Source organism: Sphingobacterium sp. JB170, from assembly GCF_900163865.1.
Lineage (GTDB): Bacteria > Bacteroidota > Bacteroidia > Sphingobacteriales > Sphingobacteriaceae > Sphingobacterium.
This window is the reverse complement of sequence record NZ_FUKU01000030.1, coordinates 34,607-48,038: the sequence shown is the minus strand read 5'-3', so window position 1 is coordinate 48,038 and position 13,432 is coordinate 34,607. Positions and strand designations below refer to the sequence as shown.

11 protein-coding genes are annotated in these 13,432 nt (G+C 42.3%); 5 read left to right on the top strand and 6 right to left on the bottom strand.

Features of this window, described 5'->3' with window-relative positions; translation table 11 throughout:
• Nucleotides 1–183 precede the first annotated feature (183 nt).
• Together FM107_RS09300 and FM107_RS09295 are read right to left on the bottom strand one after the other, a co-directional pair.
• The gene (locus tag FM107_RS09300; protein WP_086948238.1) at nt 184–1,731 is read right to left on the bottom strand and encodes an OmpP1/FadL family transporter; all 1,548 of its coding nucleotides are present in this window, start codon (nt 1,729–1,731) and stop codon (nt 184–186) included.
• A gap of 70 nt (nt 1,732–1,801) precedes the next feature.
• Nucleotides 1,802–2,866, bottom strand: a complete 1,065-nt coding sequence (locus tag FM107_RS09295; RefSeq protein ID WP_256959448.1) for a hypothetical protein — start codon at nt 2,864–2,866, stop codon at nt 1,802–1,804.
• Nucleotides 2,867–3,047: 181 nt separating this feature from the next.
• On the opposite strand from FM107_RS09295, the gene proS reads away from it, so the two are divergent.
• The 5 genes from proS to FM107_RS09270 all read left to right on the top strand — a co-directional run bounded on the left by proS (nt 3,048) and on the right by FM107_RS09270 (nt 8,617).
• Complete coding sequence (proS, locus tag FM107_RS09290; protein WP_086948236.1) at nt 3,048–4,520, top strand: proline--tRNA ligase; 1,473 nt, start codon at nt 3,048–3,050, stop codon at nt 4,518–4,520.
• Nucleotides 4,521–4,532: 12 nt separating this feature from the next.
• Nucleotides 4,533–5,315: an NAD-binding protein gene (locus FM107_RS09285; protein ID WP_086948235.1), complete on the top strand. Its 783-nt coding sequence runs from the start codon at nt 4,533–4,535 to the stop codon at nt 5,313–5,315.
• 121 nt (nt 5,316–5,436) lie between these two features.
• The gene (locus FM107_RS09280; RefSeq protein WP_086948234.1) at nt 5,437–6,594 is read left to right on the top strand and encodes a cystathionine gamma-synthase; all 1,158 of its coding nucleotides are present in this window, start codon (nt 5,437–5,439) and stop codon (nt 6,592–6,594) included.
• A gap of 176 nt (nt 6,595–6,770) precedes the next feature.
• Nucleotides 6,771–7,109, top strand: a complete 339-nt coding sequence (locus FM107_RS09275) for a hypothetical protein (RefSeq protein ID WP_086948233.1) — start codon at nt 6,771–6,773, stop codon at nt 7,107–7,109.
• 266 nt (nt 7,110–7,375) lie between these two features.
• Nucleotides 7,376–8,617: a DEAD/DEAH box helicase gene (locus FM107_RS09270; RefSeq protein ID WP_086948232.1), complete on the top strand. Its 1,242-nt coding sequence runs from the start codon at nt 7,376–7,378 to the stop codon at nt 8,615–8,617.
• A gap of 121 nt (nt 8,618–8,738) precedes the next feature.
• On the opposite strand, the gene FM107_RS09265 is transcribed toward FM107_RS09270, so the two are convergent.
• From FM107_RS09265 to FM107_RS09245, 4 genes are all read right to left on the bottom strand, one after another.
• Nucleotides 8,739–9,587, bottom strand: a complete 849-nt coding sequence (locus FM107_RS09265) for an aminotransferase class IV (RefSeq protein WP_086948231.1) — start codon at nt 9,585–9,587, stop codon at nt 8,739–8,741.
• 2 nt (nt 9,588–9,589) lie between these two features.
• Nucleotides 9,590–10,753 (bottom strand): P1 family peptidase, encoded by a 1,164-nt coding sequence (locus tag FM107_RS09260; protein ID WP_086948230.1) that lies wholly within the window; start codon nt 10,751–10,753, stop codon nt 9,590–9,592.
• Between the two features lie 195 nt (nt 10,754–10,948).
• On the bottom strand, nt 10,949–11,245 hold the full coding sequence (locus FM107_RS09255) for an HU family DNA-binding protein (RefSeq protein WP_086948229.1): 297 nt from the start codon (nt 11,243–11,245) through the stop codon (nt 10,949–10,951).
• A gap of 1,118 nt (nt 11,246–12,363) precedes the next feature.
• On the bottom strand, nt 12,364–13,431 hold the full coding sequence (locus FM107_RS09245; protein WP_086948227.1) for a Gfo/Idh/MocA family protein: 1,068 nt from the start codon (nt 13,429–13,431) through the stop codon (nt 12,364–12,366).
• Between the last annotated feature and the right edge of the window lies 1 nt (nt 13,432).

Genomic DNA, 13,432 nt, shown 5'->3' with positions numbered 1-13,432 from the left:
TGTGTGGTGAGGGAATGATCTCGTGCGGGATGATGGAACTATTATCATCGCATAAAATTGCCGCTTCGAATAGACATAAAAAGGACCGTGCCAGTTTATCCTGATACGGTCCGTTCATTATATAAATCATTTCTGTTTTTAACAGCTTGAGATATCGACTAATGGGCGATTATGTTAATAGTTCTAAAATTTAGCACCTAAAGTTAACACCACGTTTGTACGTTGTTTTTTTATGTCAGCTACGGGGCTTGGTGTACCCCAAAACTCGTCAACAATATAAGGGCTAACACTAAACTCATTAACTTGATGCACGACAGCTAAATCGAGATACATGGTGTTCGAAAGCTTAGCGCCTACACCAAGACTACCACTGTACTCTTTATTGTCGGCGTCCTTGTAGGGGTTCCCGTAGTAATTGAAACCTGCACGTCCACTTAATATACTTGTCAGCAGTATTTCTCCCCCCACACGCGCGTTAACAACGCCTTGATATGTCGCTTTTACGTCAGAATTCCAGGCGTCTTCGATTGCACTGTTTCGGTCATACGATTTTAGTTTCATACTCGCATAATCAATATACTCGACGTCAGCTGTCAATAGTCCTCCATTAAAGAATTTTGTAACACCGACACTGAATTTCCAAGGGGTGTTGAGTTTGTAAGAGTCTTCTGTAGGCGTACTTATCAATTCTTTTGAACTAAATGCGGAAGTTGCGTCCTCGCTATCGAAGTAGTCAACTCCTAGATAGCTCTCGGTGTAGTCGTCGATCGTTAGCCAGGTTGGCGAGGCAATTGTGGCTCCGATATTCCAGTCCACCGCAGGCTTGTAGATCGCTCCAATTTTGAAATCTATACCAGTGCCCTCTGATATTTGGTAGTAGTCATCAAGCAATTCATAGTTCGCTTCAAGAAAGTCGTAGTTTTCATGGGTAGGGTCAGCAAATGTAGATTTCGGATTGTCTGCAACGATCGCAGCACGATCCTTGGTCCACCCGTATTCTGAAAATTGACTGGAGCTTTCATAACGGAAGGCTGTGAAGCCGATGTTCGCTCCGATGTATAACTTATTATTGTAATTAGCGCCAAAGGCAAGTGCTGTACGGGAATTGTATCCATGGGTAAGCACGTCACTTACCTGTGTCTTGTCATTCATCTCGTTGGTAATCGGGAAGTATCCCGATTGTGCATCTTGAAAGCCTTCGATTAATTTCATGTTCGACAAATCACGGGCGAAATTTTGATCATCATAAAACGCTATATCATCGGTGTATGCACTAACGATGGTGTTATTTGGGTTGATACCTTCGTAGCGAATATTGTTTTTGAAATTATTCGATTTCTCATAACTCAATCCGATATTGAAGTTTTGCCATCCTTGATAACCTTCGTTACGGGGGTAATGGAAGACAAATCCCGCGTGGTCGATGTCAAATTGGCCAATTCCTTTTTTTGTACCTGTACCAAAATAGTCTCCTTTGTTATTGGCATAATTATAATTGGCCGTGATTGAAATATCCGATTGACCATAAAAACCGAGACCGGCCGGGTTACCGGTAATTGAGCTGAGATCACCGCCTAAAGCAGTGTTTGCATTTCCTAAACCTCGGAATCGAGCGGTACCACCATTATTTTCTTTTGAAAACAAGAGGGCGTCGCCTACAAATTGAGCTTGGGCCGAAAAGCTTAACCCTGAAACTAATAAAGAAGTGAATAGTATGTTTCTAAATTGCATAAATCTATATGTTGAGTTCAAAAAAATAGCCAATAGAGTACGTATTGGCTATTCAATAATTTTAGTAAACTTATCGTCTTCGTCCACCGCCACCGGATGAGCGGGTTGCGCCGCCGCCGGAGCTTCTACCACCACCACCAGTGGACATGGTAGGCCTTGAAGGAGCGCTTCTTGTAGGACGAGAAACACCTGAAGGTCTTGTTGCTGGACGATTTCTAACTGCAGGACGTTGTGTCGAACCATTTCTTGTGCGGTTCACCGTTCCCGTTGGACGACTTGTCGATCTGGTGCGGCCAACCGCGCTGCGTCCTTGGGTGCCTCTAGCCGTACCACGTGTGACATTTCCCTGAGAAGTGCGGGATCTCGATGAGCCTACCGTTGAACGCGTGGTTCCAGCTCTACTAGTTGCCGATCTACCCGTTACAATTCGTCCATTACCATCGCGTCTAACGCCGCTAGTTGCTGTTCTGGATGATCTTGATCTAGCGGAACTACCTACGCGTGAGTTATAAGATGCGCGGGAAGCAGAACGTACCGAAGAGTTAGCTGGACGTATGCTGTGGCGATTTCCGTAGTAACCACCCCCACCGTAGTAGTTGTTATAACCATAATATGGGTGACCCCACGAACTGTAGCCCCAACGGCCGTAACCGTATCCATAGCCATAGCCATAGCCATAATATGGGTAACCGTAGCCGTATCCAAAACCCAAAGATGGGTACCCCCAGCCAAAGCCGACATTCCAACCTGATCCAAATCCCCAACCAAGACCAAATCCAGCATAACCATACCAAGGGTTGAACCAAGGGTCATAGTAGGCCATCCCAGGTGAACTATAATAGAAACGATTGATACGGTTGGCGTATTCTAAATTCTCATCATAATCATAGCCTTCCACATATTCTTCATCCGAGTATTCATCTGCGTAATATTCGTTCTCTACGTATTGTTCTTCTTGATCTTGCGTTTGTCCATCCGTATAATAATAATCCGGACTCTGGTAATCTTGAGTAGCTTTGGATTGATTATTATACACATCGTCTTTGTAGGCAATTTGCCTACTTGTCGAACAGGAGCTTAGCGCGAAAATCGCCGCCACTGTAAGACTTCCGAATAATAATCTATTTGTTTTCATAGCAGTCACTTCAGTTAAAACTTTCTTTAATACAGTCTTTAATTATTAACTTAGACGCGTATTTTTACAGGAGGTTTAACCCCCTGCCCAAAAATATAAATAAAAGTCAAATTGCACATGATGGTTTTGCAATAAGACAAAAAAAATACATAATTTGATACAAGTATAACAAACTAATTAAATGGGAAAAGGAATAACAAGTCGCAGTGAGGATTATTCACAGTGGTACAATGACTTAGTAATTAAAGCTGATTTAGCTGAATACGCAGCCGTTCGCGGATGTATGGTCATTAAGCCCTATGGATATGCAATTTGGGAGCGCATGCAGGCGGTTCTCGATAAGCGATTTAAAGAAACAGGTCATTCAAATGCTTATTTCCCCTTATTTATACCCAAGTCGTATTTCTCAAAAGAAGCCTCACACGTGGAAGGTTTTGCGACCGAATGCGCGGTTGTTACCCATTATCGTTTAAAAAATGACGGAAGTGGGAATATTGTTGTGGATGAAGAGGCGAAACTTGAAGAAGAACTTATTGTTCGTCCAACCTCGGAGACAATTATCTGGAACACGTATAGAGGTTGGATCGAATCGTATCGCGATTTACCAATTCTTGTTAACCAGTGGGCAAATGTTGTACGGTGGGAAATGCGGACACGCTTATTTTTGCGTACGACTGAATTTTTATGGCAGGAGGGGCACACTGCACATGCCACCGAAAAGGAAGCCATCGAAGAGGCTGAACGTATGTTAGACGTGTATGCCGATTTTGCAGAAAATACATTAGCGGTGCCGGTTGTTCGGGGGCGTAAAACAGAAAACGAACGATTTGCTGGTGCGTTGGACACCTATTGTATTGAAGCGCTAATGCAGGATGGAAAAGCTTTACAGGCGGGTACATCACATTTCTTAGGTCAGAATTTTGCTAAAGCATTCGACGTTAAATTTACGTCCAAAGAAGGGAAGTTAGAAAATGTCTGGGCAACTTCTTGGGGAGTTTCGACGCGGTTAATGGGGGCTCTGATTATGGCACATTCCGATGATCAGGGGCTGGTTTTGCCTCCGAAGTTGGCACCTATTCAAGTCGTTATTGTACCAATTTTTAAGACAGAGCAAGAAAAGGATGCGCTCGACGCATATGTACGTACGCTTACCCAGGAATTAAACGGGATGGATGTGTCGGTCAAATATGACGATAGAGACACCCAGCGTCCCGGCTATAAGTTTGCGGAGTGGGAGCTCAAAGGGGTGCCATTGCGTATCGCTATTGGATCCCGAGATATGCAGAACGGTACAGTCGAACTTGCACGCCGCGATATTCAATCGAAAGAAACTGTTTCGCAAGAGGGTTTAGCGGTAACCATTGAAAATCTATTGGGTATTATTCAAGAGAATATTTATCAAAAAGCACGTGATTTTCGAGATAGTCACATTACGCCAGTAGAATCTTACCAGGAGTTTAAAGAGGTGCTAGACAATAAAGGTGGGTTTATCTTGTGTCACTGGGATGGTACTGTTGAAACAGAGAAACGAGTCAAAGAGGAGACCAAAGCTACTATTCGTTGTATTCCACTCGATGTCGAGCAAGAAGAAGGCGTGTGTATCTTTACGGGCAAGCCTTCGAAACACCGCGTGCTATTTGCTAAGGCTTATTAATTTTTAAAAGACTTGGCTTTAACATTTTTAATTTTAGGTTGTGGCTGGGTTGGTGAGGCGTTTGGCAAAGAGATGCAAAAACGCGGTCATCAGGTGTATGCCACTACTACACGGACGGATAAATGCCAACGTCTAAACGACGATGGTATTTATGCGTTTATCATGGATTTCGAAAATCCCGCAACATTGGACGACCTGCCCACGCGGTTTGACTATGTGGTGACAAGTGTACCGGCTGTCCGTAGTTTAGATTCTAATCGCGTTCGGCGACGATTTGAAAATATCACACGGTTTTTGGGGACGATTGAGTTTAGAAAAAATATATTTTTAAGTTCCATAGGTGTTTACCCCGACATATCGGGTGAGTTTACCGAAGAAGTTATAGTGTCGGACACCAGTAATCTAGCGATCGCTGAACGTTCTATATTAAATAACGATCGGACTACAATATACCGTTTAGGAGGTTTGTTTGGAATGAACCGTGTATTCGCTAAATATTTTCAAGATAGATGCTGCACCACGGGAGATCAAAAGGCAAATTTTATTCATTTATTTGACCTAATCGAGTTGATGTATTTAGGGTTTACCCAAGTATTAAAAGAGAGGTTGTATAATATTGTCTCTCCCGAACATCCCTTAAAGCGAGATGTTATATTGGCCTCGGCGAACAAGCATGGCCTTAGTCTCCCCAGCTCGTTCGAAAATTCGGATAGCTTTCAAAAGATCGTGCGTGGGGATAAAATTACCAAAGAACTTCAATATACTTTTTTATTGCCTAGCCCACTTTTATTTTAATCTATTGTTCGGATTTGTCTGCTGGAGGGACTTTTATTTCCAATAATTGGCATTTAATTCGTTAAATTTGATTTGTTAAACAATAGGATCCAAAAGGAATTTTAATATAAAGTACACGCATATGGATTACAAATTTGCTACCAAAGCGATACATGCCGGACAGCAACCAGACCCCTCCACCGGGGCAATTATGACTCCAATATACCAGACATCAACCTATAAGCAATCCGCACCAGGGGTACACTTGGGGTATGAATATTCTCGGGGATCAAACCCTACAAGACGCGCATTAGAAGATTGTTTAGCGGCACTCGAAGGAGGAAAATATGGACTTGCCTTTGCCAGCGGGATGGCGGCGATTGATACTGTATTAAGGCTACTCAAACCCGGGGATGAAGTGGTTGCTGGGGAAGATTTGTATGGCGGATCATATCGGTTATTTACGAAGGTATACGAGAACTACGGTATCCGGTTCGTATTCGTTAACCTCGCTGACCTGACACAAGTTGAGACAGCGATCACAGAGAAAACTAGAATGCTATGGGTAGAGACGCCAACAAACCCGACGCTGAAAATAGCAGATATTGCGGCTTTAAGTGCTCTAGTCGAAGAGCATAATATTATTCATGTCGTTGATAATACATTTGCCTCGCCGTATTTACAAAACCCGTTAGAGCTCGGTGCTGACATCGTTATGCATTCGGCCACCAAGTATCTTAATGGGCACTCTGACGTAGTTATGGGCGCGTTAATTCTGAACACGCCTGAATTGTATAAACAATTACGGTTTTATTATAATACGTGTGGAGCAACACCAGGGCCGCAAGATGCCTTTTTATGTTTACGGGGTTTAAAGACCCTGCATTTGCGTATGAAAGCACATTGCGAAAATGGAACACTTGTCGCCAATTATTTAAAAACCCATCCTAAAATTGAAAAAGTCTATTGGCCGGGTTTCCTGGATCACCCCGGGCATGAAATCGCAAAAAAGCAGATGCGTGGTTTTGGAGGGATGGTCTCTATTGTATTAAAAAATGCAGACTTGAAGGAAACATTTCGAATAGCATCGCGCTTCAAGGTGTTTGCCGTTGCCGATTCCTTAGGTGGGGTAGAATCTTTAGTTAATCACCCGGCAACGATGAGCCACGGGTCGATGTCTATTGCCGAACGTGAAAAAGTTGGTGTGCTGGAAAACATGCTTCGTTTATCGGTGGGTATCGAGGATCCAGCCGATTTGATCAATGATTTAGAAACGGCATTGGCCGAGAGCGCGGTATAACTGTGCTACCTAAGTTGTTGTTATTCAGTATTAACTTATTGAATATCAATATATTTTCGTTAAAAAGTGTTAATTTGTAACAAAAAAGATACAATTAGTGAAACTATTTTCAGTTTCGGTCGTTCTTTTAGTATAAATTTTGGAATTCTTATTTTACCACTAAAAAATTTAAAACGATGAAAAAGCTAATTTTAACGGGACTCAGTTTCCTATTTGCGTTAACGCTAACATTTGCACAGGACGGTACACCAGAGGAAAAGGCAACAGCAACCGTGGAAAAGTTAACTGAAAAGTTAACGCTGACTAGTGAGCAACAGACCGCAATTTACGACGTCGTCTTAGAACATAAAAAAGCTAAGGCAGCATTAAAAGCAGATGGTTCCTTGTCTGCAGACGCACTAGAACAGCAAAAGGGAAGTTTGAAAGCCTCCGCTGATGCAAAAATTGCAGAACAATTGAGCGATGAACAAAAGCCGCTTTATACGAAATTTGTTCAAGAGCGCGACGCGAAGTAAGGCACATACAAAGCGATCGATATTATTCTATATCCCATATAAGCTAATCTCTTATGTGGGATTTTTTCATAGTTATACTACCGAGACAGAAAAACCACCATGCGGAGCGCCAAGCGTGCAATGGTTACTCCCCGATAATCGTTTTGACGTTGTTATATTCTGAATTTTCTATTCAATTGACGATCGTACTGCTTGATACTTAGCGCTGAAATAGTTGTGTAATTGAGAATATTAGTTTACTTTTAACGCAAACGAATTAGAATATTTTGAAATTTACCGAATTTGGCTTCTCTGAGCCGCTTGAAGAAGGATTAGATAGTATGGGCTTTGCAGATGCGACGCCGATCCAAGAACAAACGATCCCACTAATATTAAAACAACAAGATTTAATTGCTTGTGCCCAAACAGGTACTGGAAAAACAGCTTCCTACCTGCTCCCAATTTTGAATAAAATAACATTAAATAAAAAGGACCAAGTGAATACACTTATCCTTGTTCCCACGCGTGAGTTAGCGATGCAGATCGACCAGCAGATTATGGGTTTTGGTTATTTTACTGGTGCTACATCAATATGTGTATACGGCGGGGGCGATGGCATTGGTTATGAGCAGCAAAAGCGTGCTATACATGACGGTGTAAATATTATTGTAGCTACCCCGGGTCGATTGATTGCACATATGAGTTCGAATAAGTTTGACTTCAGTGCACTCGAACATCTGGTGCTCGATGAGGCCGACCGTATGTTAGATATGGGTTTTAACGATGATATAATGCGGATTATCAGTTACCTGCCTAAAAAGCGGCAGAGTTTATTATTCTCCGCAACGATGCCACCAAAGATCCGCACGCTTGCCAAAAAGATATTGGATACGCCAGCTGAAATAAGTGTTGCGATTTCTAAACCCTCTGAAGGGATTGATCAACAAGCTTATTTGGTGTATGATGAGCATAAAAATGATCTCATCAAACAGATATTGCGCAATCCCAAGTATTTGAGTACGATTATCTTTGCCTCCAAAAAAGATATCGTTAAAAAGCTTACCAGAGAGCTTTCAAAAGCTGGTTTGGAAGTAGAAGGGTTTCACTCGGATTTGGAGCAGGTGAAACGCGAGGAGATCATGCAGCGCTTTAAAGCGAAACGTTTGAAGGTACTGGTTGGTACTGATGTGATCTCAAGGGGAATAGATATTGTAGGAATAAGCCTGGTCGTGAATTATGATGTTCCACCAGACCCCGAAGATTACGTCCATAGAGTAGGGCGGACCGCCCGCGCAGCAACGACCGGAACGGCGATTACTTTTATTAATGATAAAGATCAAGGGAAATTTTCGCGTATCGAAAGATTAATCGAGAAGGAAGTTCCTAAAATTCCTGTACCCGAGGGTTTCCCCGCTGGACCGGAATACAATCCGAGAGCAAAAAGCAAGGGAGGAAAGCCTTCCAAGTTTCAAAATAACCGAAAAAGGAAATTCAATAATTCCAAAAAATTGAATAAAGCGGCTGAATAACATTTTATTCGGATGCAGGATCATTTCATTGGAAAATGACCCAATCAGACCTGCCGTTCTTTTCTTAATTTCGGTAGGCACGCTATCTTAAGGGCAATAGCGGCGACGGTAGCCAAATCCTTTAATCGATTGGCGGGAATATGCCGTAGTTTTTAAAAATTAATTCTTCTAAGGATTCTTGTAATTTTCTAGTCAAGGGACCAGCTCCGGGACCATAATTAATGTTGTCGATTGCCGTAACCGGTGTGATGTTTTTGGTCGTACTGGTTATAAATGCTTCTTTTGCATTTTGCATATCGGTTAACGTAATATCCCTAGCTTCAACTGGACAGATATTTTTAGCAATCGTCAGGATATGTTTACGTGTAATCCCCGCCAGCACGTCGTCATTTGGTGTAAGGAGTGTTCCGTTTTTATCTACAAAAAAGATGTTTGCTCTTGGGCATTCAGATATAAGGTCGTCTTGGGTGTATACAACGTCGTCCGCACCGGCCTCTTTTGCTTTCTTTAATGCTTTTATCCCCATTACATAATCGATCGACTTGACGGTACCAAAGGCGCGATGATAAGGAAAGGTAACTAAGCGTACGCCTCGTTTTTCACTGGCTACATTTCGCTCCAGGTGGGATTGTGTAATAATCAAATTTGGAGCGATGATAGTATACCCGTCGGGACTGTACCCTCCGGTAAGCAATATTTTGATGCCTGAGTTGGGGATGGTGTTCGCCTGCATGAGCATGTGAATCTGTTCCCGAATTTCTTGACGCGAAAAAGGAACGGTTAAATCCATTTGGTCCGCAGAATGGAAAAACCGATCTAAATTGTCTTCCAAAAATACAGGATGATTGTCGACTGTTTTTAAAAAGTCAAATATACCGTAACCGCGAACGATCGATAAATCATCGATTCTCAATGAAGCGGTATTCTCTCGGTGCATTACGCCATTTATTATTACTTGTGGTGTGTTCATTTTTATTTTTTGATATTTCCGACGGGTGAGAGTGCGTTATATTTTTTTAGTAGAGGAAGAACTTTGTCCAAGGGTAAGCAAGGAACAGTCTTTTGGTGTCCTTTAACGGTTACGCCCGCAAACAGCGAATTGATTACCGCTTCTTCCGTGGCTTCAATTGCGGCCATAAATAGTGGTGACATCGCGTCATTGTGAAGCGTGGGTTGATTGAGTTCAGTGCTGGCAGATTGGTAGGGTACGCGAACCGATTTGTGCGTTGAAAAAGCTAAGAAATATTCCCCGCTGCCGTTTGAGGCAATTCCTCCGGTCTTTCCCAAACCTAAGAATGCGCGCGCTGCAAGGCGCTCCAGATTGCGATCCGATAAGGGGGCGTCCGTGGCGATAATTACCATGCAGGAGCCATCTACGTTGTTGAGAAGCGCATTGGAAAATGAAAACTGTTGCAGCTCCTGTCCGATCGGTGCGCCGTTTATTTGTAGTACCCCACCATAATTACTTTGAACAAGCACACCGACCGTGTAACCACCTAGTTTTTCTGATAGTACGCGCGACGCCGTTCCAATACCGCCCTTAAAACCGAAACATACGGTGCCCGTTCCGGCGCCGACATTTCCTTCCTGCACCCTTCCTGGTTTCGCGTTTTGGATTGCGTTTAATACGTCTGATTCGCGGACGTGGGTACCACGAATATCATTTAGGGTAGCATCGTTGGTTTCACCCACAATGGCATTCACCGATTTAATTTTCGCGTTTCCTGGCTGCGATAAAGTATAATTCACGACTGCCTGCATCGCCGTGCCAACATTGAGCGTATTTGTTAATACAATGGGGGTTTCAATATTCCCGAGTTCATTTATTTGGCTTATGCCGGCCATCTTGCCGAAACCATTACCTACAAATAGCCCCGCAGGCACCTTTTGTTGAAAAACATTCCCTGGGTGTGGTATAATCGCTGTTACGCCGGTGTGAATTGTGTCGCCTTTGTTTATCGTGACTTGCCCGACCTGCACACCGTCAACGTCGGTTATCGCATTATTTTTTCCTGTGGGAAGCACACCGATGGAAATGCCGTAGTCTCGACTCCGTTTGCCAATTTTATTTTCTTGTGCGAAGATTGTTAAAGCAGCTAAACAGAGTATAATACAGTTTAATATTGTTTTTATCATAAATTTAAGACAGTGTGAATTGCTTTTCGCAAGCAAATCTACCAAATTTAAATTGTCTAAAGATATAATTAAATGGGGATAGTTTTCGTCGCTAAGGAGGGGAAAAAGGAGAAGTTAACGCGTGCGATCGAAAGGGGAAAAAGACCGGTATGTAAAATAATAGGAAGCCCTAGAACTTCCTATTATTATGGTTCTTTACTTTTTCTTACCTTTTTTGGGGCTATCAACAGCCTCTTTTAGTGCTTTACCAGCAGTAAATTTAGGAAGCTTTTTAGCTGCTATTTTAATAGTGGCGCCTGTTTGCGGGTTCCTACCATTACGCGCTGCACGGTCAGAAATTCCGAAAGTTCCGAATCCAATTAAAGTAACAGGCTCACCTTGCGATAAGGACGACGACACTGCTCCTGTAAAACTGTTTACGGCTTTCTCTGCCTGTGCTTGCGTAATACCAGCCTCGCTGGCAACGTGCTTAATCAAGTCTGCTTTGTTCATTATATTTAAATTTAAGATTGATAGATTACTTACTAATTTTGTGCCACTTTACATACAGAATGCAAAATTTTGTGCTCCGCGGTACCATTTTGAAGTTATAAACTCTTTTTTTAAGATTTTGTTTGTAATTGCTTAAACCTATGTTTATTAGGGTTTTTTACGTTTCCGTCTTCTAATATAGAAAATATATTTTTTAAAGTAAACAAATTATTAAATATTGCCCATATTCTCCCTGAATTCCTGCTATTTATGTGGTTTTCGGTCTATATAGTAGGTGTTGTTTGCTCGCCGGAAAACGATTTTCTGAAATAATGGCGGTTTAGGTTTCCGTACTGTAATGGCAAAATATTGAAAAAATACGAAAGGGTTTAGATAACTCTAAACCCTTTCTCAACTCTTTTAAATTTGATATCCTTTTTATTTTCTGTTTCTCTGTTTCTATTTTTGAATAAACCGAGTGTCTATTCTTTTTTAGATATCATAAGAGCCTTTATTTTTATTATAAATTTAAAATCCCTCGAGATTATGGTACTCTCTTTAAGTATAAAACGTTATGGAATTCTATATATTGTATATTTTATTATTATTTTTTTACAAAATATTGTAAGTGTCTTATTTATAGCTGTTTTATTTATTATTGAAATAGTACTCGCGCGGTAGTTATGGTCGCGGATGTTTGTATACTTCCCCAGTCACTGGTTCTAAAAAGGCGGCGATGTCCTGAATTTATACCTTCGTGAGGTCTAGCCTTTTGAGTCGAGGGTCGGTTACGGAATACATTCGGTCGACAGCCTTTGCTCGGGTGTGGAATCAATCATATGCATGTCTGAATTGTATAGGTTAATGGTACGTATAAGATTTGGTATTAGTCCGTTATGCATATACCGAGCGATATTCATGTCGTCGCGCAACGAGGCTGTTTTAAATATACCGACCTCGTACGAATTATCTGTAATTTCTTAACGTCCAATCTCTTCGTGTTTTCTATCCTAATAGGTCAATTCGATATTATGGGAATTGGCGACTTTTTTAAATCAATCTAAATTAGATCGTGGGGATCAATTTAGTGTTTTTCGATTTTTTAGACATGTTATGCCTATATACTTGGTGAGCTACCTTCAACGCGGCGCAGTGTGCTTTGCAAGAAGAATGGGACTGCCTGAGCGGACACTTTCGTAAATTGCCGAAATGATCTCCACGGAGACAACGCCCGCTTCACCTTCGACATGGGATAATACACCCTTGTGTAGAGAAGATAAAAACTCTTCAATCTGTAGACGGTGTCCGTGACTGCTAATATTCATTGGTTGACTTGCACCTCCTTTTGCTAGCCTCCGACTGACGGAGCCTGTTTTCAGATGGCCCGCTTCAAAACCGTCAGCAAACTGCCAGTTCAGGATATTGTTCTCTTCCAACACGACCGAAGCTTCGGTGCCCACAATTTCGATTTTTTTTAAACTCCCCGGGTATGCGGCGGTTGTACACTCTATACTTCCTACCGCGCCGCTGGTGAACTTGATGGTAGCGATCACCGTGTCTTCCACTTCAATATTTTTGTGTCGCCTGTTTACTGCATAAGCGAATACTGATTCTACCGAGCCCATATACCATTGTAATAAATCCAGTGCATGTATTCCTTGGTTCATTAACGCGCCCCCACCATCTAGCGTCCAAGTTCCCCGCCATGGCGCTGAGTTGTAATAGGCTTCTTCGCGGCTCCATTTGACGTATGCGCTACCAAGTACGAGATCCCCGAAGTGCCCTTGGTCTAACGCTTGCTTTATTTGTCGACTGCTGGGGTGAAAGCGTGAGGGAAATATGGTAGCTACGCGCACACCTTGCACTTTGGCCGCATCGATAATCTCTTTGCAGCGTTCTACGGTTATTTCGAGAGGCTTTTCAATTAAACAGTGCTTATTAGCGCTAATGCATGCAAGTGCCGGTTCCAGGTGTGCACCTGAGGCCGTGCATATACAAACGATCGTTATTTGCTGGTTCTCCAGCATCGTTTGCAAGCTTTCATAAGCGACGCAATTATATTGATCGGCGAATGTTTGGGCTTTAGAAGCTGTACGGTTGTATACACCGATTAGTTCTGCTCCAATGATCGATTGAATTACTTCGGCGTGTATGTGCGCGATCGCACCTGTGCCAATAATTGCAAATCCAGTGTTCGATAATTGCATA